This is a genomic window from Dysgonomonas sp. Marseille-P4361 (assembly GCF_900343125.1).
GTDB lineage: Bacteria > Bacteroidota > Bacteroidia > Bacteroidales > Dysgonomonadaceae > Dysgonomonas.
Map to the genome: position 1 here is coordinate 21,642 of NZ_OPYL01000010.1, position 25,615 is coordinate 47,256.

Annotated in this window: 19 protein-coding genes; 9 read left to right on the forward strand and 10 right to left on the reverse strand. The window is 32.6% G+C overall.

The annotated features are described in order from the left end of the window. Positions 1-16 precede the first annotated feature (16 nt). From DHU68_RS13535 to DHU68_RS13545, 3 genes are read left to right on the forward strand one after another with little or no spacing between them, the layout of a single operon-like run. A complete protein-coding gene (locus DHU68_RS13535; protein ID WP_108823540.1) occupies positions 17-3,163 on the forward strand; it encodes a TonB-dependent receptor in 3,147 nt (1,048 codons plus the stop codon). Positions 3,164-3,176: 13 nt separating this feature from the next. Further along, positions 3,177-5,177, forward strand: a complete 2,001-nt coding sequence (locus tag DHU68_RS13540; RefSeq protein WP_108823595.1) for a RagB/SusD family nutrient uptake outer membrane protein — start codon at positions 3,177-3,179, stop codon at positions 5,175-5,177. 36 nt (positions 5,178-5,213) lie between these two features. After that, complete coding sequence (locus DHU68_RS13545) at positions 5,214-6,218, forward strand: DUF4973 domain-containing protein (protein WP_108823541.1); 1,005 nt, start codon at positions 5,214-5,216, stop codon at positions 6,216-6,218. A 210-nt stretch (positions 6,219-6,428) separates the two neighbouring features. On the opposite strand, the gene DHU68_RS13550 is transcribed toward DHU68_RS13545, so the two are convergent. The 5 genes from DHU68_RS13550 to DHU68_RS13570 form a co-directional block, all read right to left on the reverse strand. Beyond that, on the reverse strand, positions 6,429-7,361 hold the full coding sequence (locus DHU68_RS13550; protein ID WP_108823542.1) for a fimbrillin family protein: 933 nt from the start codon (positions 7,359-7,361) through the stop codon (positions 6,429-6,431). A 46-nt stretch (positions 7,362-7,407) separates the two neighbouring features. Further along, positions 7,408-8,367 (reverse strand): SUMF1/EgtB/PvdO family nonheme iron enzyme, encoded by a 960-nt coding sequence (locus DHU68_RS13555; RefSeq protein WP_108823543.1) that lies wholly within the window; start codon positions 8,365-8,367, stop codon positions 7,408-7,410. Next, a complete protein-coding gene (locus tag DHU68_RS13560) occupies positions 8,328-8,588 on the reverse strand; it encodes a hypothetical protein (protein WP_108823544.1) in 261 nt (86 codons plus the stop codon). Before DHU68_RS13560 ends, DHU68_RS13555 begins: the two co-directional genes overlap by 40 nt. Positions 8,589-8,678: 90 nt before the next feature. Further along, complete coding sequence (locus DHU68_RS13565) at positions 8,679-9,950, reverse strand: hypothetical protein (protein ID WP_108823545.1); 1,272 nt, start codon at positions 9,948-9,950, stop codon at positions 8,679-8,681. 12 nt (positions 9,951-9,962) lie between these two features. Continuing rightward, the gene (locus DHU68_RS13570; RefSeq protein WP_108823546.1) at positions 9,963-10,307 is read right to left on the reverse strand and encodes a helix-turn-helix domain-containing protein; all 345 of its coding nucleotides are present in this window, start codon (positions 10,305-10,307) and stop codon (positions 9,963-9,965) included. Between the two features lie 256 nt (positions 10,308-10,563). Between DHU68_RS13570 and DHU68_RS13575 the strand changes: the two genes are divergently transcribed. From DHU68_RS13575 to DHU68_RS13600, 6 genes are all read left to right on the forward strand, one after another. Next, positions 10,564-11,469 carry a DUF6268 family outer membrane beta-barrel protein gene (locus DHU68_RS13575; protein ID WP_108823547.1) on the forward strand — a complete coding sequence of 302 codons (906 nt, stop codon included), beginning with the start codon at positions 10,564-10,566 and terminating at the stop codon, positions 11,467-11,469. A gap of 12 nt (positions 11,470-11,481) precedes the next feature. Continuing rightward, positions 11,482-12,924, forward strand: coding sequence for a serine hydrolase (locus DHU68_RS13580; protein WP_108823548.1), 1,443 nt, complete (start codon positions 11,482-11,484; stop codon positions 12,922-12,924). 9 nt (positions 12,925-12,933) lie between these two features. Further along, on the forward strand, positions 12,934-13,992 hold the full coding sequence (locus DHU68_RS13585; protein ID WP_160111151.1) for a histidine kinase: 1,059 nt from the start codon (positions 12,934-12,936) through the stop codon (positions 13,990-13,992). 5 nt (positions 13,993-13,997) lie between these two features. Next, the gene (locus tag DHU68_RS13590) at positions 13,998-15,053 is read left to right on the forward strand and encodes a sensor histidine kinase (RefSeq protein ID WP_108823550.1); all 1,056 of its coding nucleotides are present in this window, start codon (positions 13,998-14,000) and stop codon (positions 15,051-15,053) included. Continuing rightward, complete coding sequence (locus tag DHU68_RS13595; RefSeq protein ID WP_108823551.1) at positions 15,050-15,763, forward strand: LytTR family DNA-binding domain-containing protein; 714 nt, start codon at positions 15,050-15,052, stop codon at positions 15,761-15,763. Before DHU68_RS13590 ends, DHU68_RS13595 begins: the two co-directional genes overlap by 4 nt. Positions 15,764-15,940: 177 nt before the next feature. Then, the gene (locus tag DHU68_RS13600) at positions 15,941-16,792 is read left to right on the forward strand and encodes an RteC domain-containing protein (RefSeq protein ID WP_108823552.1); all 852 of its coding nucleotides are present in this window, start codon (positions 15,941-15,943) and stop codon (positions 16,790-16,792) included. Positions 16,793-16,929: 137 nt separating this feature from the next. Here the strand turns inward: DHU68_RS13600 and mobA are convergent, their stop codons facing one another. The 5 genes from mobA to DHU68_RS13620 form a co-directional block, all read right to left on the reverse strand. Next, positions 16,930-17,373, reverse strand: coding sequence for a conjugal transfer protein MobA (mobA, locus tag DHU68_RS13605; protein WP_108823553.1), 444 nt, complete (start codon positions 17,371-17,373; stop codon positions 16,930-16,932). A gap of 787 nt (positions 17,374-18,160) precedes the next feature. After that, positions 18,161-21,976 carry an SIR2 family protein gene (locus DHU68_RS13610; protein ID WP_108823554.1) on the reverse strand — a complete coding sequence of 1,272 codons (3,816 nt, stop codon included), beginning with the start codon at positions 21,974-21,976 and terminating at the stop codon, positions 18,161-18,163. 39 nt (positions 21,977-22,015) lie between these two features. Next, complete coding sequence (locus tag DHU68_RS13615) at positions 22,016-23,122, reverse strand: PDDEXK nuclease domain-containing protein (protein ID WP_185117524.1); 1,107 nt, start codon at positions 23,120-23,122, stop codon at positions 22,016-22,018. 208 nt (positions 23,123-23,330) lie between these two features. Continuing rightward, complete coding sequence (locus DHU68_RS14220; protein WP_160111152.1) at positions 23,331-23,561, reverse strand: hypothetical protein; 231 nt, start codon at positions 23,559-23,561, stop codon at positions 23,331-23,333. 155 nt (positions 23,562-23,716) lie between these two features. Further along, positions 23,717-24,970 carry a site-specific integrase gene (locus DHU68_RS13620; protein ID WP_108823556.1) on the reverse strand — a complete coding sequence of 418 codons (1,254 nt, stop codon included), beginning with the start codon at positions 24,968-24,970 and terminating at the stop codon, positions 23,717-23,719. Between the last annotated feature and the right edge of the window lie 645 nt (positions 24,971-25,615).

Sequence of the window (25,615 nt, forward strand, 5' to 3'; positions counted from 1 at the left end):
AAAACACAAGAAACACATGAATAAATATATTTTAGGCATTCTTTGCTTATTTATATACTCTATGAGTATGTATTCTCAAAGTAAGAGTGTAGAGATTTCAGGTAGTGTAGCTGACTCACAAGGTGAACCTTTAATAGGAGTTAGCGTTACAGTGAAAAATATGCCAGGATTAGGTGTTATAACTGATGCTGATGGTAAATATAAAATAAAAACTACTAGTTTCCAATACTTGGTTTTTTCCTACATAGGGTTTCAAACCCAAGAGCATTTAGTAAAAGAAGAAAACACTGTGTTAAATATTGTAATGGAAGAATCCAAAGAAACAGTATTAGATGCAGTTACAGTTACAGGGGTCGGTACACAGAAAAAAGTTACTGTGACAGGAGCCATAACAACTGTAGATGTAGGAACGCTTAATACACCTGTGTCTAGTATTTCTAATGCTTTGGCAGGGAATGTATCAGGAGTTATGGCTATGCAAAAATCAGGTCAGCCGGGTTCCAATACTTCTGAATTCTGGATACGGGGAATATCTACTTTTGGAGGAGGAGCTTCTGCTCTTGTATTAGTTGATGGTTTCGAACGTAGTCTGGACGAATTAAATATTGAAGATATTGCAGACTTCTCTGTACTTAAAGATGCTTCTACTACAGCTATCTATGGCTCTCGTGGAGCAAATGGTGTAATACTAATCACTACCAAAAGAGGTAATGAGGGTAAAGTAACTGTAGATGCCAAGGCTGAATATACATATACAACACGTACAAGTACACCTGAATTTGTAGATGGAGGAACATATGCATCATTAATGAATGAGGCTCTTACAACTAGGAATAGAAGACCTGCTTATACTACTGATGAATTATTCATTCTTCATAATAAATTAGATCAGGACATATATCCAAATGTCGATTGGGTGGATTTATTATTAAAAGACAGTGCTCCTACTTTTCGTGGAAATGTTAATATTCAAGGAGGGGGTGCTACTGCGCGTTATTTCCTTTCCGGGAGTTATCTGAACGAAGGTGGTATGTATCATGTAGATAAAACGATGAAAGATTATAATACTAATGCAAATTACGAGCGTTACAATTATCGTTTAAATTTAGATATGAATCCAACCAAATCAACTTTAATTGCAGTTGGTATTGGAGGGTCTCTAGAAAAGACAAATCATGCGGGAGCAAAATCTGATGACATTTGGAATTCCCTTTTCGGGAGCAATCCCATTTCTTTACCTGTAATATATTCGAACGGATATATTCCGACATACCGTCCATACGGAGAAGATGATTTGTGGGAAGGAGAATATAATCCTTGGGTAGCAGCTACACAAACCGGATATTCCGAAATATGGAAAAATAAAATCCAATCAAATATAACTTTGGAACAAAAATTGGATTTCATAACAGAAGGCTTACAGTTTAATGCGCGTTTTGGATATGATACTTTTAATGAAAATTATATTCAACGCCGTAAAAATCCTGAGATGTGGAGAGTAGAACGCCTTCGAGATTCAGATGGTAATCTGGTATTTAATCGTTATCGGACAGAAAGAATAATGTATCAGTATTCATCTGCGAAAGGTGAAAGAAAAGAATTTTTTGAATCCGACTTAATCTATAAACGTACATTTGCTGAAGTACATAATGTAGGTGGCATACTTAAATATACTCAAGATCAATACATCAATACATCTGATATACAAAGTGATATCATAAAAGGTATCAGTAAACGTCATCAAGGTCTTGCAGGAAGCTTTTCCTATGATTATAAAAATCGTTATTTGGTGAATTTTAATTTCGGTTACAATGGTTCCGAAAACTTTGCGAGAGGAAATCAATATGGTTTTTTTCCGGCTGTTTCTGGAGCATGGAACATAGCAGAGGAGAGCTTTGTGAAGAATAATGTAGATTGGCTCGAAATGTTTAAGATACGTTACTCTTATGGGGAAGTTGGCAGCGACAATCTGAGAGATAGAGCGAATAATGAGGTACGCTTCCCATACCTTGCAGGCTTTGGATATCCAATGTACTTGCCTACAGGCTCCAATGATGAATCTAAAAACTATATATACAAGGGCTATAACTGGGGTGATTTAGGAAGTCCTTTCTCTTATGGAGGATTGACATATTATACAATAGCGTCTAATAGTGTAACATGGGAAATAGCTAAAAAACATGACCTCGGTGTTGATATCTATCTATTTGGAGATAAGTTTGGACTTACAATAGACTATTTTAACGAAAAACGTGAAGGAATTTATATGCCTCGCGATTTTTTGCCAGAAACAGTGGGCCTTCAACAATTGACACCATATGCTAATATAGGTGCAACTTCCAATAAAGGTTTTGATGGTAACTTCAGTATTCATCATAAGGTAGAAAATGTTAATATTCAAATGCGAGGTAATTTTACTTATAGCAAAAATGAAATTACAGAAGCTGATGAGTTGTATAGTCGCTATCCGTATCTTAAACGTACAGGTTATCGTGTAGATCAGGCTAAAGGCTTAATCGCTTTAGGGCTTTTCAAAGACTATGAAGATATACGTAACAGTCCACGACAGGATTTTGGTGAAGTTATGCCAGGAGATATTAAATATAAAGATATTAATGGTGATGGTATAATTAACAATGATGATATAGTTCCTGTTGGTGCAACTACCAGACCTAATCTTATATACGGATTCGGAGTTTCTGCTACTTGGAAAGGCTTTGATGTTAATATTCATTTTCAGGGAGCGGGTAAGTCTAACTTCTTTATTGATGGGTTTACAGTGTATCCATTTCAACAAGGAGAATGGGGAAACATTTTAAAAGATGTTGTAGAATCGAATCGTTGGATATTAGACAAAAATGAGGATGTTAATGCGGAATATCCACGTTTAAGTTATGGAGGGAACTCTAATAATTACCGCAATTCGACATACTGGCTACGGGATGGCTCTTATCTTCGTTTGAAAACGCTAGAAGTAGGATATACAGTTCCTAAAAATATTGTGAATAAAGTATATCTAAACAATGTGCGTCTCCATCTTATTGGACAAAACCTACTAACATTCTCTAAATTCAAATTATGGGATCCGGAAATGGGAAGCTCTAATGGACAAAAATATCCTTTAGGAAAAACAATAACTTTAGGTCTGTCGATTAAAATTTAAATGTATGAATTTTATGAAAAAATATATAATATTACTTTTAATCTGTTTGGGAACTTGTTTTCAATCTTGTTCTGATTATTTAAATGTAGATCGTTACTTTAACGATAGACAGGAATTAGAGCGTATATTCAATAGTAAGGACTATACTGAAGAATGGTTGGCAAATGCTTATTTTCAATTGCTCAATTACAATTTGGAAATAGGCCATATAAGATATACAATTACAAATTTTTCAGACGATGCAGTCTTTAATGAGGGTAGTGGAGGTAGAACTTATGCCGATATACGATTAGGAAATTATACACCTTATCATTATTCAGGCTCTTGGAGACAGTCATACGATGGTATACGACAAGCTTCTATAATGATAGAACTGGCTCATCCTGGAGATGAGATTAGTGAAGAAGAGTATAAAGACCTAATGGGACAAGCGTATTTTATTCGTGGGTATCTGTATTGGTTATTATTAAGAAAATATGGGCCAATTCCTATTTTGCCTGACAAAGCTATTGATTATGATGATAGCTATGATGACCTCTCTTTTCCTCGTAGTACCTACGATGAATGTGTAGAATACATCTCGAATCAAATGAAGCTAGCAGCCGAATTACTGCCATTAAATCGTGATACTCGTAGTGCCTCTCGTCCGACCAGAGGTGCGGCATTAGCCGTTAGGGCAAAGGCGTATCTTTATGCAGCCAGTCCGTTGATGAACCCTAAAGGAGACCATCCAAAAGAAATGGCCGACTTTATTGATGACCAAGGAAAACAGCTAATTTCGCAAGAGTATGACGAAGGGAAATGGGCAAAAGCTGCCGCTGCGGCTTTAGATGTTATAGACTTGGGACAATACAAACTTTATGTAGCTGTGAAACGTATTACAGGCTCTGATATATATCCAGCAACTGTTTCCCCTCCTGAACATCCTGAATACTCGCATAAAGATTGGCCTCAAGGGTGGAGAGATATAGATCCGTTCGAATCTTACCGAGCTTTATTTAATGGGGACTTGTATGTAGCCGAAAATCCGGAAATAATTTTTACACGTGGGGATAATCAACTTCACCCTGAATATGGAATCTTATCTATTTCAAGGCATCAAATGCCTCAATTCGGAGGAGGATATAATTGTCATGGAGTAACAGGTAAGCAATGTGATGCTTATGTTATGAACGACGGAAAACCTTTTGATCGTAAAACTGCAATGAAAGGATTTACAGAATCTGACAATGAGTTTCCTCATCTAAAAGCTGGTGTTTGGAAAGAATATGCAAATAGAGAACCTCGTTTCTATGCTTCTATTGCTTATAATGGAGTTGTGTTTCCTTTAGCAAGTTCAGATAAATCTGAATATCGCAATCATCAAACCTGGTATTATCGAGGAGAGCAGGATGGTCGTTCAGCAAGTTCGGAACGTTGGCAACCTACAGGAATTAGTATGATGAAATATGTGAATCCTAAAGATAGTTATGTTAGTAGCGGTATCGCATACCCAAAAATCGATCCAGTTATTCGTTATGCTGATATTCTGTTAATGTATGCTGAATCTTTAAATGAGCTAAATGAGGGTTCTTCTTATCAGGTAAAATCATGGGATGGGGAAAGGACTTATGAAATTTCTCGCGATGTAGCAAAAATGAAAGAGGCAATACTTCCTGTGCGTTTGCGAGCAGGTTTACCTAATTATGATGATATTAATCCTCAAACATATGAGAGCCAAGAGCTGTTGCGTAAAGCTATAAAGCATGAGCGCCAAATTGAATTCTTAGGAGAAAATCAACGTTATTATGATCTTAGGCGTTGGTTGGATGCTCAAGAAGAAGAAGCGAAACCAATATATGGGTGTAATACCTTTATTACAAAAGAAAATGCAGAACTTTTCTATGAACAAGTAGAGATTCCTCATTTGGTAGCTTCATTTTCCAGAAAGATGTATTTCTGGCCTGTAACTTATGACGAATTACAAAGAAATAAACGCCTGACACAGGCTCCAGGATGGCAATCTTTTGATTAATTATAGTAGATTAAGTACATTACTAAAAGAAAAATTATGAGAAATATATATTATTATATAATAGTATTAAGCACATTACTTCTACTGAGTTCATGTAATGATGAGTGGAAAGATGAACTGTATACGAATATGGTTTCATTAAAGGCTCCAATCAATAGAGATGATGTGTCTGTCATATACCTCAGATATAAGCCTGAAGGATTAGTTAGTTATAAACTACCTGTAATAGTAAGTGGCTCAAAAATAAATAATAGAGATTATAATGTGCGTATTGGAGTAGATAACGATACGCTAGCAATTTTGAACTATGCTAGATATACTCATAGGGAAGATTTATATTACAAACAGCTTCCTGAATCTTTTTTCGAGTTCCCTTCAAATGTATGTCATATTCCGACAGATTCGAATGTAGCACTTTTTAATATCAATTTTAAGTTCTCTGGAATTGACTTATCTGAAAAATGGGTTTTACCCTTGACAATAGAAGATGATCCCTCGTATGTAATGAATATGTATAAAGGTAGAAGGAAAGCATTATTATGGATATTGCCTTTCAATGATTATTCAGGGGACTATTCAGCTACAGGTATGAATATATATTATGGGGATGATACATCTAATCAAACGGTTGTTTCTTCTAGAGAGGCTCGGGTTGTAGATGATAATACAGTGTTCTTTTATGCGGGACTTACTGAGGAGAAAGATATAAATAGAAGTAAATATAAAATATTTGTCAAATTTAAAGATGTTGATAGAGTAAGTGAAGACGGATCTCAAATAGGTAAATTAGAATTAACTTCTGATAATCCAGAGATAAATTTAGAATTACTTTCTGAACCAACTTATGAAATAAGAGAAGAGATGGATATTGATAAGCCCCATATCAAAAAGCGTTTCATTACATTAAGAATGTCTTATAAATACGAGGATTATACTTCTATATCAACAAGACGACAGCCTTATAGATGCGATGGTTCTATGATTATGCAGCGCAATATTAATATTTTAGTACCAGATGAAGATCAAGCAATTGTCTGGTAAAATAATATCTGTTTTGAATACGGCTGGTAAATTTTTATCAGCCGTATTTTATTAAAAGAGGTTAGTATATATATATATATTAACGGATGAAATCTACTTCATAACTGTCCAATAGAGTATTCCTGACGCAGATCGTTTGCCGACTTTCTTACGTGTCTAATATTAGGGTTGTTAGTGAACAGTTTTTTCTTATTATTTCAAAATTTTGATTTAATCAGCTATTCCTGTTCCTCCTCCTATAATTTCCCATGGTATTATTGAACCTTCTACCTGAACCTTATTCTTCTGAATGATTACATCAAAAGTATATTTTTTCGCAGCATCTAATGATTTTATGTTAGAAGTGTTATTTATAATTTGCCATTTATGGGTATTACCATTTACTGTAAATTCCACAATATGAGTATTTCCCAATACCGAAGGAAGGAGTATTGCTTCATAAGTATTTGTGTTTTTAGTAAATGGTATGATATCTTGAGGTGTAGTACCTTGAATAGGGATTCCTAACGTTTTTAAATCTACATTAGCTTTAGTATTAAAGCCTTTTATTTTGACACTTAATCCGGAAAGGCTAGGTACCCCATCTCCAGCTTTTACATTTAATATGACTTTTGATAGCACATGATTAAATACTAAATTAACAGGACTTTCGTTTGTTTTATCAAATCCTTTCCCTCCATTATTTGTTTTAGCTATTATCAGATCTATATTTGTCTGCGGAGATTGAGACGCTATATCTAAATCATAAATAAAATTATTAGCAGATCCCTTATAAGGATAATAGGCTAAGAAATCTACTTTTTGATTATCAAGAAGCGGGTAAAAGATTATCTTATTTTGATCAACCGCAGTTAGATTTGTTTTTACCCCAGACGTTTGAGCTCTATAATTGACATTCTGAGCTCTTTCTAAGACATTATTTGTGTTATTAGACAACATAAATATACCAATATTCTCTTTCCCTTCCCATTGATTCCCGTCATCACCTACTATTTTAGTCGAGCCAACTATTCCAGAACTGAATTTCACTTCAGTAGGAGTGGGGTTAGGAGTCTTCCCTTCATTTTCAATTTCCTCATTGTCACTACCGCATGAGATGAATAAAGGAACAATCAATAAGGTTGCAAAAAATCTTACTTTCATAAATCTTGTATTTTAGTTGTTTATTATATCGATTAATAAATGCCGTTTACTTATAGCGTATTATTCTAAATCCAATGATATTTGAGTTTGCCGTTTTGAGACGACTTTGAGTTTGCGTTGCAGAAAATGATACATGATTAACAGATCCTCCTCTAATAGTTGTTTCATCTATATCTACAGGACCAATAGGATCGTTAACCGAAGAGGATGTATAGACTCTATGTCCATCTAAACACCACTCATACACATTTCCATACATGTCATACAAACTCCATTCATTGGGCTTAAGCTGCCCGACGCCTTGTGTTAATGAATTAGAATTATATTTAAACCAAGCATATTCTTGCACAATTGATGTAGTTCCATTGCTTCCAGTAGGCCATTTATCATTAGAGCCGGCACGACATGCATATTCCCATTGTGCCTCAGTAGGTAATGTTCCTCCAACCCATTTTGCAAAAGCCATAGCTCCATGCCATGAAACATAGATTGCCGGATGATTCTCATAGCCTTTGAAAGGATGCCAAACCCCATATTCATCTCTCCATATTCCTCTTTCTGTCGCATTGTTACTGTCTCTGACAAGTATTTTATCTGGGTCGGATAGGAAAAAAGCTCCATACACATTATCTGTAACACCAAATGTTCTATACCCTATCTTTGATAGATTATTGTTTAAGAAAGCAGCATATTGTGCATTTGTTATCTCGTATTTGCTCATTTCAAACCCGTTAGTAAGGTACACCGTATGTTTAGGTTTTACATTATCGAGACCACTATCATCACCCATTTTAAACGATCCGGAAGGGATATCTACATACTCTATATCTATTTGAGGTAGAGTTGCATTACCTTCTTCTTTTTCTCCATTAATTACCCAATCAATTATGCTAATATTATTACTTACTGATATTCCTGTTTTATTTATAGTGATAGTATAGATATATTGTTTCCCTTGTGTAAAGTCTATATCTGATATATCCCATTGGAATCTATCTCTTCCCAATTTAAATACAGCTTGGCTTCCTGATTTTTTATCTCAACTTCCTCCATTTCCTTTAAGTATATAGGTGTCGAAATACAATTCTTACGTCCTTTTCTAAAGATTTGACCTTCCGATAGTAATTTATTATTCTGATAGATTGAAATATGACTAGAATCTGAATTGATTATATTTTCAATAATTTTTATTTCTTTAGAATGTTTTTGATTCGAATTATAGTTCATTGTTATTGAGTATGGATTTATGACAAAGATATATTCTCATTATGCATTCTTTTTGCGTAGCAAATGTATATTTACTCGTTATTCAAAAATTTATCTTTTTTTATTAAACCAACGGTATGGTCTAGTCCAGAAATTGGATGTATTACCTTCAAGGCTAGTAGATGGACTTCTAGTAGTTGATTCTGTTTTCTTTAATTCTATTTCCCAGTCTTTATCGTCCTCATTCAGATATTCATCTTCGATATCAATAAACGGATCTAGCCAATCTGCTTTTTTTCGAGCCCATTCTAATTTCTTTTCAACTTCGTCATCCATTGCATCACTGGTACTTAAATATTCTTCATAATCTGCAATATATTGTCGAAGTATATTAGCCTTACGAAGTCGTTCTGCCATATTTAACATCATCCTAAATTCTTTAAGTTCTGCTTGTCGCTTGGCTTCAAACTTTTCACGCTCTTCTCTTTCCTTTGCTTCTCTTTCTTTGCGAATACGCTCCTCTTCTGCTTGTCGAATTTTACGTTCCTCTTCAGCGATGCGTTCTTCTTTAATTTCTTCTGCAATAACTTCCAATTTTGCAATAATAGAAATGATCTTATCTTCCAAGCGAGTATGAGCTGTATCCTTATAAGTAAACTTCCTGTACCAATTGTAATGGATATTAAAGTTGAGTTCTCCACAATACTCTAAATCTCGGGCACTTTTGCTATCTACTTTTTGTTTTTTTCGCTCTTTGATTTCTATTTGGATTTTTTCTTCCTTAACCACCGCATAAGTAGATGAGTTATATTCGTTTCCCTTAATTATCTTAAGATCATGTCCTCTAAATCGCAAGGCTTTAATGATAGTTGAAAATATACAAAGAGACCTATCTATGGATTTTTCACCTACATATACATTGAGACTTTCTTTTATTTTGCTTGTATAAGGACTTTTTCTTTGACTCCAAGGAATCATATCCTCTCGATGTTTTTCTTTCGTATCAATGATTAGAGGGTCTTTGGCATATAGAACTTCAGGAACAACAAATATAGATAGATCTCCTACCTTGATTTCTTGCTCTATTTGTTCTTGCCTATTGATTTCGGGTTCTAAATCTACAATCTCATCTGGAGTCTGAGTTTGATCTACCTCTTTCAAATTTACGTTTGTCTTTTTACCTTCATAATTTTCAGAAAGAGGAGTCTTTTTTACTGGTTTTCCATGCTCTAATTTGCTCCAATAGCCAACAGGGGGTGTGGGAATATTCATAGACTTACAGTGTTTTCTTAATCCATTATCTGAAAGTCCAAAACGTTTGGCTAGAGCTATCATTGGTTCTGACCAAACTAAATCGTATAATTCTTTTCTTGAGAGCTTCATGTTTAAAGGCGTTTAATATCTTTTTCTGGTATTGGCATATCTTTCATCGAAAGTAGGGATACGGGATTTCTCAACCCATTTGATCAGCTCATCTTCAAAAAAGTAAATTTTCTTTTCTACTTTATAATAAGGAATTGTGTTGTTACGCATCATCTTCTTTACAGTACGTTCTGTTAGGTCTAAAATTTCACAAACTCTTTCAATACCAATAGGGCTATGTTTATGTGCTCCTAATCCTAATCCAGTTTCAATACTCGTTAAGACGGCTCTCATTTCGGCAATCTCATTGATCAGGTAGTTTACAGCTTTGGGAACATTTTGTAGAGTTAATTCTTCTTTATCGTTCAAAGTTTCCATAATAGCTAATTTAAGTGGTTTTCATTTATAAAAATACGAAGAATAGTGTTGGCGAAGAACTATACTAAAGAATAATATTATCGATTCTTTATGGTAAAAGTAAAATTTCTTATAAGGACTCTGAATATCCTATCTTTGATTAATAATCTATCCTTGAGTATCTATATTTGTCTACCAATAACCTACATTGGTCTACATTAAAAAGTTAGACTTCTCTTATTGCATACATTTACTTTTGAAATTAAAAGAGGTAATTATGCAATGCAAATCAGTGAAAACAATAATTCTAGTCTTACTGTTTCTATTAGTAGGAAGTAATGGGTATGCACAGATATACCTAAAATCAGAGTATATTGCACCATCCAAGTTTAAAGACGAGCGAGGAGACAACATTGGAGGTAAAGGGGATCTAAAAGCCATTGACGGCGGAATACAACTACCAGTCTACATGAAGATGAATGAGAATAACAAGCCTACGGCTTGGGCTATTGCTCTTAGTGGCACTTATGCGTCAATGGATAACAAGAATCTATCAAAAAATTATTACAAGTCAGAAATACTGAATGCACAATTAGGATTAATACACTTGCGACCACTCAATAAGAAGTGGTCTATGATGGCAGTACTTGGTGTTGGCATTTTCTCATCAGATTTAGATAAAATATCAGGAAAAACGATTCTAGGTCAGGGTGGTATATTGTTTATCCGTCATGCTAAACCAAACTTGGATTGGGGCGTTGGTGTAGCCTTAAATAACGCTTTAGGCTATCCAATGATTTTTCCTTCATTCTATTTAGATTGGAAGTTAGAAGGTAAATATCAGTTCAAATTGTCAATGTATAATTCTTTTGAGCTTGCTATTAACACACAACTTAATGACAAATTCAGAATAGGTCTAATTGGAGAAGCAAAAGGATTAATGTCAGCTATCGAAAAAGAAGGAAAAGATATGTATTTTGTTACTCAATATGGTTATGTCGGCATTCAACCAGAGTTATTGCTAGGAAAATCATTCTCTATTCCTTTTACAGCAGGAATCTCTTTTTCAAGAGATACTTATTTTCGATCTAAAAGCTTAAAAGCTTTCTATGATTCCAAAGACAGTTATCCTCATTTTGGTATGTCTGCATATTTTTCGGTAGGTCTCAAGTATGGTTTCTAAAAAGAGTGAATAATGAACAGAATATTTTTATTACTACTAACAATAAATCTTGTCGTAAGTCCTTTATTTCCACAAGACGTATCATCTAAAAAAACATTAGATCAATTCTCCCAATATTATAATTCAGGTGATTATCATTCTATCTCATCTATGTACTCCGATGAGATGCAAAGTATATTACCATCCAAAAAAAACATTGATTTTTTATCCAGACTTAAATCTTATGCAGGTAATATAACAGATAAAGAACTTATTAAAATACATAACGAAGCAGTTAGTTCCTATAAGATATCCTTTGCCAAAATTATTCTTACACTAGATATTTCTATTAATGATAATGGTCAAATAGATATCTTTTTATTAAAGCCATTCAAAGAGTATGTAGTTAAAAGAATCTCTTATACTAACGATTTAACGAATCTATCAAAAGAGCAATCTGAGCTGATCTTTAGCCAAATAAAGGGATTCCCGAACAATACCCAACTAGCTATAGCGTTTATAAAGAATGGGGATGCTATGTTTTATGGAGTATTAAATAAGGATGGATGCATTATGCGGATTGATAATGAAGATAAAGTTTTTGAGATTGGCTCTATCTCAAAAGTATTCACAGCTACTCTCCTTGCAAATACTGTGCTTGAAGGGAATATAGGCCTAAAAGAGAATATAAATAAGTATTACAACTTTCCTTTCAGTGAGAACATAAATGTTCCATTCGAGAGCTTGGCTAATCATACATCCGGACTCTGCCAATATCCATCCAATCTGGATATTGTTAGTAGTTTGATGCATAATCTTGAAGTAGGCATATCCAATCCTTATCAGCAGTATGACGAAAAGAAGATAGACTCGTACCTGAAAAGCGAATTAGAATTACAAAATGAACCATACAATAAATATGCATACTCTAATTTTGGTTTTGGGCTACTTGGATATACTCTTGAAAAGGTGGAGAATACTAGCTATGAAAGGCTATTACAAAATAAGATCTTCAATAAATACGGAATGCTTAATTCTTGCACAAACATAAATCAAGTCGGAACTGGACTGGTCAAGGGGTTGGACAATGAAGGAACCGAAACGGTAAATTGGGAATGGAACACAAGTACATTATTAGGTGCAGGAAGTATATTATCAACAGTATCAGATTTAGCCAAGTTTGCTTTGGCTCAATTCAATACAAATAATAAAGAATTGACAATGACTAGAACTCCGACTTTTACTATTAACGAAAAAATAAAAGTTGGTTTGGGATGGCATATTATAACAACCGAAAACGACAAAGAATTACATTGGCACAATGGAGGTACAGGGGGGTATAGCTCATCCATGCTTTTAGATATTGAAAATAAAAATGGGGTAATCATACTATCTAATGTTTCAGCCTTTAATCCTAATAAGGAGAATATTGACAATCTCTGCTTTGGATTGATACAGACTTTGAATAAATATTGAGTGATGTCTATGATAAAATTAAATAATCCTTTATTTCACTTTCTGATAAATTCAAAATTCAGATGGTGCAGACATCTTGTATTTATCTTTTCGATAGGTATAATATTAACCAATCATATCTTCCTGACGTATGAAGGACAAACAGCTTCCATCAACATATACGCAATAACGATATCTTATATTGTTGTTAGCCTCTTAATAATGTATATCAATCTATACCTTTTTATTCCCCATTTATTACTAAGAGGAAGGTATCTGGAATATACTTTTGTTCTTGTTGCTGTACTTTCTCTTATTATATCAGGAAATATTTATGCTGAATATAAGATTCATGAATATTATCAGATTCCCTTTGGCAGATATTCTATCTTTTCAGAAACTCAATCAAAAATAATAAGTATAGTCTATAGCTTTGTTATTTTTGCTTTATATCTTATCAGTGTTGCAGCAATAGTCTTCTACAAACATTGGCTACTTAATTCAAAGAAATTAGATCAATTGAAAGCAAAGCAAATACAGACAGATTTAGACAACTTCAAGAACCGCATAAGTACGACATTTCTTTTGGACAAACTATCTAAGGCAGCAGAGCAGTGTTCTATAAAACCGACAAATGTTTCTCGAATCTTATTACAACTAAGTCAAGTTTTGAGATATCAACTATATGATTGCAATAGAGAGAATGTGCTCTTAAGTTCTGAAATCAAGTTTATTGAAAATTATTTGACTTTAGAGCAAATTTGCAACGATAGATTAACCTTTAGTGTATCTCGCCCGAAAAGTTTATTGAATCGTTTTGTTTCACCTCTATTGTTTATCTCATTTATTGAAGATGCTTTAAGCGTCCTAGCCCAACAAGATGGAGAGTCTTCAATTAGTATTGAGTTTTCTATTTCCGATGATACTCTAACATTTGTCTGTTCAGATAACAGAAAAGGTAGTATAACAAAAGAAAATCTTACCATATCGAATAGATTGGAGTTATTACAGAATAAAAAATACAATCTGAGTTCTCAATTTGAAAATGCTACTAATCAGTATAACCTTGTGTTTCAATATCAATTATAGATTTTATGGCATTTAACAAGATAAATATAAAAATAACAGAGTATTTAAAGAACGAGAATTTTAAAATGCTCAAAAACAGTCTATTGCTATTTGTTGTAGCTGTTATTGCATTTGGTTTGATTTATAATAGCCCTAATGAATATAATAACTATGAATATTCTTTATTCTACGAATGGCTTGCTTATTTTATTATTCTCACAGCAATTATATATACGAATCTGAAAGTATTAGTGCCGAACTACTTGCTAGAAGGTAAATTGACAAAATATATTTGTTTTATTATGGTATGTACCATAATCGCATTGCTCTTTATTGTACTTACACAGAACATACTGTATTATTCATCAGCCGAATCCGCCTCTAGCTATCTTTTACTGAATATAACAGGAAATCTTCTGTCTATAGGGTTAATTCTTGTCTCTACTTCAATATATCTTCTTTTTCGTGGATGGAGTAAACATAATAAGTATATCTACGAGCTTGAAGCATCTACTACAGAAGCAGAACTTCAGCAGTTAAAAAGCCAAATCAATCCGCACTTTCTATTTAACATCATTAACAACGCTAATATAAAAGCAGATAAAGATGCTGAGTCGGCTTTCAACATCATAAACAAATTAAAAGATTTGCTTAGTTATCAACTAGAGGATAGTATAAACAATGAAGTCAAATTGGAAGATGAAATTTCCTTTCTGTCAGATTATCTAGACTTGGAAAAAACTCGGAGAAGTAAATTTAGTTATCAGTTAAGTGTTGACGGAGAAGTCGCTAACCTAATGTTACCTCCTTTATTATTTATTCCTTTTGTAGAGAATGCCGTAAAGCACAGTTTAACGACCAAAGAAAATTCCATTATTGATATAGTCTTTAACTTAGAACAAGAAGATTTACACTTTTATTGTAAAAATACCAAACCAACTATACCAATCAAGCATAAATCAGGAGGTTTAGGATTAGAGAACATAAAAAGAAGGTTAAACTTATTGTATGGCAATGCTTATACGTTGAAAATAACCGATTCAAACGAGAGTTATATAGTCAATTTATATTTAAAGATATGAGATGCATTATTGTAGATGATGAGCCTATTGCTCATGAAGGTTTAGAAAAAATGATTAAGGAAATTACCCCTCAATTAGAACTTGTCGGCAGCTTTGAATCAGCAGAATCAGCTTCTGAGTATATAAAGACTACCAATGTCGATCTGATTTTCCTTGATATAGAAATGCCTGAAATCAACGGGCTTGATTTTGCACGTAATATTCCTAAGAATACTCTTATAATATTCACTACAGCCTACTCAGAATATGCACTCGATAGCTACGATGTTGATGCCGTAGATTATATTGTCAAACCTATTAATCCTGACAGATTTAGAAGAGCTGTAGACAAGGCTATAACTTATCATGCTCTACTGATAGATGCTGAAGGAGAAGAGATAGAAGCCAACACTGATTTTATTTTTGTTAAATCCGAGCGTCGCTACTTTAAAGTAGATTTTGATGATATTTTATTGATAGAAGGATTAAAAGACTATGTAATTATCCACACAAATGAAAAAAGGATTATCACTAAAATGTATGTCCGATCAATTTTGGACTTATTACCTCAAAAACGATTTTTACGGGTAAACAAATCATATATTGTAAATCTTGAGAAAATAGATTCTTTCGATAACAACGATATTTACATAAAAGAACACGAAATAGCCATAGGAAAGACTTATCAAGAAGAGTTTTATAAAATAATAATGTCGCAACAGAAAATCTAACATCTATCATTCATATGCTTTGATATGTAGAAAAGGTCTGTTTGTCTACATTTGCAGATCTATATAGTAAATTACTCTACATTTATAGTATTAATTATCGTATGCTTGCTAAGCATAAAATATTAGAACTATTCTCGTATCATAGATAATCAATCTTCAGTAGATAGTAAAATTATTATGGAGCAATTTATTCAACATCTTCGACAAGAGTTTAATGAAGAGATTCAGAATATTCAACAATCGGAATATGATATTATAAAAGAATCAACTAAGATTATTTCTGTATTAGAAGAGGTTTTCGAAAAGCTAAAAAAGTTTGTAACCAACCTGATATTTAAAGACCAGTCTGAAGAAATACAGTTTTTTAAAGTGGTAAAACCTCAGATGTTCAGTTTGCTGATTTATTACAATAAGGTTTACAACGTTGAGATGCGAATGCCCAATGGAACTGTAAATGACAAAAAACTATATTTAGAGAATATCCTTGGACGGATAAAATATTTCTTCGAAATGAATTTTGATTTCTATCACTATTATCGTTCAGGAAGTACGCATTTGGACAAATATTATTTTCTCAGGAGTAAGCCTGATATACAATTACTTTTAGATAGCTTCTATTTTGAGAGAGATTCTAAATTTTCAACGAGTCATGATTTTAAGGTCTCAAAAATACTAGCTTATGAGATGCTCACAGTGTATCTAAATAATAAGCTAATTCAATTAAACAAAAATGAATTTCCAACTGATACAATCAACTCTATACCAAAGGTAAAACTAACATGGACAGGGAAGAAATCGGAGCTTGTAGAACTTATATATTCTTGGGATACTGCAAAGTGCTTTAATAACGGAAATACTAATATAAAAGAGTTAGCAGAGTATATTGAATCTGCATTCAATATCAATTTGGGCGATTTTTATCATACATTCCTTGAAATCAGGGAACGTAAAGGTAGTCGGACTCAATTCTTAGACAAGCTTATCAAATATCTTAATGAAAGGATGGATAGTCTAGATAATAAATTATAAAGGAATAGGACTGAATATTAGTAGTTTAAAAACTTTTATTATAGCAAACAATTATTTTCTTCTCCTCAAACACCCTCTTGGTTTTTGGGGAGGGGATTTGAAAAGAAGAAGATAATAACTAAGAGGCTATTCCACACTTATTTTTGCAGCCATTGATGTTCATGTTTTTGCTCAAATTCATCTGTCAATAATATTACTTGTTTTTGTAAAGCGACCAATTCAAGTGTCGCTTTTTCCAATTTATAGAGAAAAACCAATGCTTTTTTCTCTGAAAAATTAGACTTTAGAGCTTTCACAATCTGATTATAATTCGTCCCAACCATGCGGTATTGACCAAAAAAGGTAGTTAATCGCATATAATAATCCTGTACACCTTTATCTATTTTGACCACTTTGAAAGGTTTATTGAAAATACAAGAGGTAATAAAGTGTGACTTCATAGCTTTACCAGATTGTTCAAATAGGGAAAGAAACTTCGCATTTTCTACGCTATTGAGATAAATTACATAACGATGTATTGCAGGATCGTTCTTTGGACGTCTGCCTACTCTACGTTTTTGAGGATCATTGTTTGGTTTCATACAACAAAAAATTAATGAATAAAATTATGACTTCGGAATAATTTTCTCCCCCTGAAAGGGCAAGGGTTTTGAGGCACGGAAATTTATTTCAAGTGCTTCAAAACATACCTTGCTGTATTCTGACGAATACTAAAATTCATCCGCTGATGGATTGCCCAAAACCAAATTGGAGAGATTATTATCACCCTACAAAGGTAGGGTTGGCTAATCGAATGTCTATCATTGTTTTATCAGACAAAAGATGACGGCAGGGGTCATTAGATGACAGTTAACTTTATGGCTATAAATTTGTTTTTTTAGTGGATTTTGAGTTAGTTAACTTGTGAATTAACTAACTTAACCTAACAGTAGTTTTTTATCTAATGAATGTAGATTCTAGATAATTTGTTATTGAATTATTTCTCTAGATCATTATTTACAGAATGATAGAATACAATAATTCTTGTATGAATGTATGGCTTAGTCAGTGAATTAACCCATGAATTCATGATACCATGCTTTCACTAGCTCACTAAAGAATGAATTAACCACTGACATCAAAACACAATCGTTGAGTTTTGTTTTTCTTTTTTCAACTGATAAACATTTCTCCTATGAGAAGAATAAAATAGACAATACTTTTGAGGGAATACTACCCAATTGGGTGGAGATTCCTGATAAAAATCTGTAAGGCTTGGTATTGGCGTTTTATTCTTGAAATATACCTTTGTGTTCAGATGAAAAAAGGAAAAAGCTGAAAGTATGCTCTCAGCCTTAGAATATCTATCTATATCTTTATAGAAAGCAATTAATTCAGGATATTCTCGATTCCATTTAATACAACATTTCTAATTTCTGTAAATTCATTTTTATCTAATAATTTACTTTCCCATTTTTGAATATATGATGGAATATTTTCACCCTTATTTACGGACAATTTTTTCAAGACAATAACTAGCTTAGCAACAGCCTTTTTATAAATTAATTTATTATGTAGTGTTTCATCTGAATCTTCATGTGTAATATTTACTTCTTCAAGAAGATATTCTAAGCCTGTTTCAATATTCCAAAGTATCTCTTTTTCTATTTTATCAGGAGAACTCTTTCCTATAATAGCCATTACTTCTATAAATCTATGTAACTCAATATCGCTTCGACTTCTGATGTGTTGACTTATTAGTAATAGGAAGTTATGAGTGTCATTATCAATACTTTTAGATAATAATGATATAGAGTTTACAGCATCTAATATTCTTTTATCATCTTTTGAAAATAGTTGTTTTGATATATCATTGTACACTCCTTCTTTTGTATCAGGGAATATCTTTAAAAAAGAACTTCTAGCCTGTAAATCTACCATGCCAAACTCTTTCAATTCATTTAGCAATGATTTTATCTTCTCATACAGATCGGTTACAATTAAATTTTGATTAGGACACACTACATTAGTAAAGAAATGGATCATATTCGTGAATCGATTCTTAAACTCGTCAGCAGTAGAATCTCCCATAAAGTGATCTCTTGTGTCTTTCAGATAATGCTTATCTAAATTCCACCATAAAATTACTTTTTTGAGTAGGTCATTTAGGTCATCAGCATTCCATTGATATTTATATTTATTAGATGCTGTACCATTGATATTGTTAAATAAATCAATTCTACCATCAGTAATTCCTATTGCTGAGCTATTTTTTTCTGATTGTATAGGTAATGTTGATTTAAGAATATATTTCCTTAGTAATTCCTTTGGGTCTATATTGGGAGGACAAGGGAATCCTAAAAAACCGAAATAATAGAACCCTGTTTTTATAGGAAATCCATCTTTTCCAACATTTGCCCAAATATTTTCAGCAAATGTTTCTAACTGATTTTCTGATAACAAGTCACACTTATGCATAGCTAACAATCTGTAAAAATATGGCTTTCTAAATAGATTATCCATATCTTCAAGTGAAGTAATCATTGTGTCAACTTCCTCTACCTTGACATGATACTGAATTGACTCTGAAAATGAAAATACATCAAAAGGAATCAACCTTATTGGATCTGGGAAAGAATCCCATGAGTCATCTTGTTCTACTATTTGGAAGCCGAAAAAGGTCGGAAGTAAATTTTGTAATTCTTTTTTTGAAAAAGAAGATGTTAGATTATAAGTCAGATTCTTAACATTATCGTGTATTTTACCATATTTATTTCTATCAGGAAAAGAATAGATAGATTTTAATAAATCTAACATTCTTTCTCTTGTTTGATAGCTACATTTCACACAAAGGCGAGATAATATTTGTGGAATTATTTCTGCTATTAGAATTGCTAACGCTCCATCCCTTGAGTTCCCTTTTATGATTTCTTCTCTTGAGTTCTGTAAAATATTAATAGATAAGGTTGCATATCTATCTATTTCCTCACATTCCATCAAGGCTAAAGTCTTTCTTCCCCAAATATCATCTATATTCTGGGAGTTTCCACTTCTAATAAGAGAGTTGAATGCCCAAAATTGAGAGCAAGCACCTAAGCAAGTGATTGATTTAAATAATCCTTTATATTCTATCGAAACACCAGGATATTTATAAGGTAAACCTATTTCTTCTCTATATCGTGAATATGCATATGTTCTGGTGATATATTTATTTTTGCCTGTACTATAAGTTGTAGTTCGTCTTCCTATTCCAAACTGATATCTACTCTTTTTTTGTTTATAATTATCTGGTGAATCGGTACTTAGATACGTTTCAAAATCAGCATGTTCTTCAATTGGATTAATCTTAATATAAGCAATTTCGTTCCATCTACTCTCATAATAATCATTGTCTCTCTCTAAATCCTTTAATGAGTAGATCTTTGAAGACAAGAATATCGAGTAATTAATTTCTTTTATTAAGAAAAGTAAATATATTTCTTGTGAAACATACTTATAATCAGTCTTATTAGAATATGTCTTACTGTTTTCTTTTATATTAGAATATGCCTTTTCTAAAAGTTTTTTTGCTTTGTCAACCTCTCCTAGTTCAGTTAATAAGCTAGCTTTTCTAGCCAACCAATAAGGCTCACTACTTCTTGTATTCCAGCTACTAAGCTCTCTTCTTACCTTTGGAATATCCAAAAGGAACATATAAAAAAGGCACTGCTCATAAAAATATTGGTCGAGCTTATCTTGAGTAAATTCTTCTAGATAGGGTTGAAGAGCTATACTTAGCTTTTCCCACTTCTCGATACAACCCTCTTCTCTATAATATCGTAACATTGATAGCTGTAATTCAAGCCAGTATTCCTTTAATTGATCAAGGCTAACATACTCCAAAATAGTTTCTGGAATAACTTGCTTATTGTCATGTCGAAAGAAAGCACTATACTTTGCAATTACACTCTCATATATTTCTATCCAATCATTTAAAATAGGATAAAGGGATTTCACTATTCTCCAGTTAAATTCATACAAGAAACATATATCTAAAGGCTTTTCTATTTTGTCTAAATGATAAATATAAGAAAAACTATATTCTGTATTTGACCAAAGGCTCTCTCGAACATCCTTTGGTGCAATAAGCCAATTTGGATATTCCTCTCTATCAGTAGCCCATGCTTCTATAATCTCTTTATATTGAGGGTGTACTTCTTCATTTAACTTTATGTGAAAATATTTTTCCTTAGAAGGCCATTTAATTGAATGAATATTTTCTTTTAGGTCTTTTTCTTCTTGTTTTTGAGACAATAAATAATTGAAAAAATTTAAGAAGACTTCTTTGTAATCTATAGAAGGAACATTATCTCTTTCTACTATTTGTTCTGCTGAAAGATTATTCTCTTTATTTTTTTCAGAAATTTTCGATCTAAAGCAAGATATATCTATTAATTTTATTTTTCGTTTATTTAGTAATTTTTCCTGTGTAGGTGTAATATAATTAAAGACTCCTATCAAATAAATGTATGGCGCATTTTCCCCTAAGTTATCTCTAATCCATCCTACCCAACTATTAAAATAAGGGTCATCTCCCGAAAATCCAATAAGACAAAGAGTATTTTCGAGCAAAGATTGTTGGACTGTATTTATAAATGGGGCGTAATTCTGAGGATATGTTCTGTAATGTTCTTCCGTGATAATGAGAGGCTCTTCACTTATTGGAAAAGTGCCATGAAGTTTTATTATTCGAGGTCTCTTTGCTTGAGTTAAAGCAACCTGATTTGTTACTAAATCATATTTATTATCTTTTGCAGACGCTCGTTCTAGTAAGGTGTCATAATTTGTTGTAAATATATCTACCCATGGTAATTCAAGTAATTTATAATGCAGATTAGATGGCTCAAACGATTTGTCGGGTATTTCAGTTTCTAAAAGCTCTTTAAGTTTTAAAGAGCTAAATTCTGTTTCAAACTCTTCTGCAAGTTTTAGCACATTTATATAACAACCATCTTTTAACGGGTCTATTGGACGATTATGAATATGTTGAAAAAAAGTAGTTCCTAATTCATTCCATGATGGATATTGTATGTGTTTTTCTGTTAGATTTTTCGCATTTTTGCTAAAACCAGCTCCAATCATAACACTAGCCCTGCCATTCCAAAGCTTATGTGATATATCATTCAATGAACTAACAATGTTACTAGATATTTTGTATTCACTCATAATTAGATAAGCTTATGTAATTTAATAGTAATAATATATCTATTCCTCTTCCAAAGTATTTATCATTCCCTCATAATACTCTCTCAAATGCTTTCTGAGAACCTCTTTAGGAATGAGCTTCTGTTTGTATTCAGCAACCATTGTTGGGCTAAGACTTCGACTAAGACTATATTCCACAGCTTCACTGTTTGTGCTCTTACAAAGTAAGATACCAATACTCGGATTCTCATTTTCTTTTCGTACATCCCTATCAAGCGCTTCCAAATAAAAATCTAGTTGTCCCATATATTCTGGCTTGAATTTGGTCGTTTTAAGTTCCATCGCAACTAAACATTGTAAGCCCCGATGATAGAATAGCAGATCAACTTTATAATCAGTCATTCCAACTTGTAAACGGTATTCATTACCCATGAATATGAAATCCCTACCCAAATCCAGTATAAATTTCTTCATTTGTTCTACTAAACCTTGTTGTAGAGATTTTTCACTATGCACATCTGGTAGATTAAGAAAGTCAACCATGTAACTATCTTTGAATAGCTGGTTGGCTAATGGATAGGACTCTTTTAACTTTGGAGATTGTTTTGTTTCTCCCAGTAGGCTACGTTCATAAACGCCAGAATCTATCTGACGGCGAAGCTCTTTTACATATAATTTCTCATTATAAGCCAGTAAAATATAGAATATGCGTTCTTCATCCAATTTACATCCCGAAAGAATTTCTAGATGGGAAGACCAATTTATAAGTACAAGTAGTTTTAAGATTTCTCCATCTTTTTCAAATTGTGTCAATTCATTTGACATAATTATAGATTGATTATTTTTGGCAACATCCATTTGTGTCAATCCGATTGACACAAATTCAGGAGAACTATATGTCTCATAGAACTGAACCATTCTATATATAGTTCTTCTATTATATCCTTTTAAATCAGGTTGCTGTTCTTTCAAATACTCAACAAGCTTATTTACAACTCCTGTACCCCAATCTGAATTACGAATCTTATTTGATACATATTTGCCTATTTCCCAGTTTGTTAAAATAATTTCGGTATTTACAGCTTGATAGGCTCTGCTACGATGAAAAGAAATAATAGAATATATTTCCTTAAACTCTTTTTGTGTATTATTTATTTCGTATGCCATTATATATTTATGCTTTATTCAGTAAATTTATCAATTAATTCTGATTATATTCCTATAAGTCTTCCCCTCTGAATATATCTTTTAATCTTTCTAGCAATAAGCGGGTGTTAATTTTGAATAAAAGGGCTGAAAGTATCCTCTCAACCCTAAATTATTTAGTTACATAATCATCCCTCAAATATTTTCCTCTATTCTCTGTAATTCCATACTAATTCAAATCGAATGATGAATATTCTCCGATTATTAAATCACAGTCGAGAATCCTATTTTGAGATTTTCCTAACGAATAGAATATCCATTCACGAAAGGACTTTGTGTAGAGTGCTTCTATTCTAAAACTTAGAAAAACAATTACCTCTAAATTGTAATATACCCGAATACATTCTCCATGCATCAGACAAGTGTAACGATACTCTTTTGTAACCTCACTTTCTCTCAAAAGATTCTCTTTTAGTATTCGATGAATAGTCTTGTTGATAATGCAGACTCACACTCCGAATAAATCAGCAATCTCATTTGCAGTCATCCAAACAGTTCCATCTATCAACTCAATTTCGATGGTATTCGTTTCTGAAAATTTGATATATCCTGTTTTCATAAAGCTTGTTTGTGGGTCATTTTTCTATTCCTATAAACATTCGCTAGATTTTCCATATCTGCACTGAGCTTACTATCAACAATTTTTGCATATATCTGTGTCGTCTTAATATTTGTATGTCCAAGCATCTTAGATACAGTTTCAATAGGGACTCCATTGGCTAAAGTAATTGTCGAAGCAAAAACATGCCTTGCAACATGGCAGGTAATCGGCTTATCTATTCCACACAAAATACCGATTTCCTTCAAATACGCATTCATCTTCTGATTAGAGCATACAGGAAGAATTTTATCGTTAGCCAATTTCCCTTTATATTTTTCTAAAATGGCTTTCGGAATATCCAATAAACGGACATTTATATCAACATTGGTCTTTTTACGTTTAGTTATAATCCATAAATTATTATCAAAAGCCTCCTGTATATCGTTGCTAGTCAGATTGGCTACATCTATGTAACTAAGTCCCGTATAGCTGCAAAAAATAAATACATCTCGTACCTGATCCAATCTATCTATTTCAAATTCTTTGTGGTATATCAAGTCAATTTCCTCTTGAGTTAATATTTGTCGAACAACCTTTTCATATCTAAATTTAAAATTAGCAAAAGGATCTGCCTTGATATCTGCACCCGTATTCTTTATGTAGTAAAAAACTGCCTTAAAACGTTGAATGAACTTCATAGCGGTATTATTATTGCATTTATGTTCACTTTGAAGAAATAGAAAGAATTTTTCAATAAAAATAGGAGTGAGTCCTATTACTGGAATATCAGATAATTTGTATTCTATTTCAAGAAACTCTTTCACTCGCAATTTAGTCAGCTCGTAGCGGGAATAAGTTGTATGTGTAGTTTGTATGCCGACCTTGAGTTTATAAAATTCATTGTGTTCCGCAAAATGTACCAGAAGCATTTTCTTTTTACCTGTGTCAATACCTAGAACAATATTTTTAATTTTCTCAGGTAAAACGTAGCCATAATCATTCAGGTGTCTGTGGTAGATTTCATCTATTTTAACTCGCATAGCATCTAATAAGCGATTAATCTTCATAGAATCAGCTGATCTACCCAGTACCTTACTATTTGTAGTATCCCAAAGTTCGGGTTTGATTTGCAACTTGGAACTAAATTGAACTTGCTCCTTATTAATCGTAACTCTGACCATAATGGAACAATTACCTGATTTGTTCACTTCGTTCTTTCTTAGATAGAATAAAGTTCTGAACGTAGACTTCGTAACAGTTGATTTCATAACACATCTTTTTTAAGTGTTTAAAACTAGAATTTGTTGTTAGAAGTCAGGGTGACAAAACGCTGCCAATATTCGACAAATGAAATAGTTATGACCTTATTCGTTACGGTTTTATTAAAATGTGAAGTCCGTAACGATACCGTAACGATTCGTTGTCTTTAATAGGTAATAAAGTGGCTGATGATGTCTTTGTGTAGAAAATAAAAAACTCCCTAAAATGCTATTCTAGAGAGTTTTGTCTTGATTTGGCAGTTTGTTGTCTCCAACTTGCTGTCCTTTAGGTGACCTCGGAGGGGCTCAAACTCCTTTTATAATGGACACTTATTCAGAGCCTTTAAAGGTAATCTTTTACAAACTCCACCTATTTCACCTTAATTCTAATTCGTCATTTTGCAGATGATTTTTCAATGTAAAGTAACATTTTTTTTTGCAAGTTGTACAATACTTATAAAATCATTTATATATAATTAAGATTATCAATTGAATCATGGCATTTATTCAAAGTAATATTAAAATAGGTTTGAGTATCTAATTCTAATTGAAAGGACTTTCTTATAAAAATCAATGATTTTAAATGATGGTTTATCACTTTTAATAAGCTTTAAATCTTGAAAACTAGTTATTGATTTCACTTATTCGAAATTT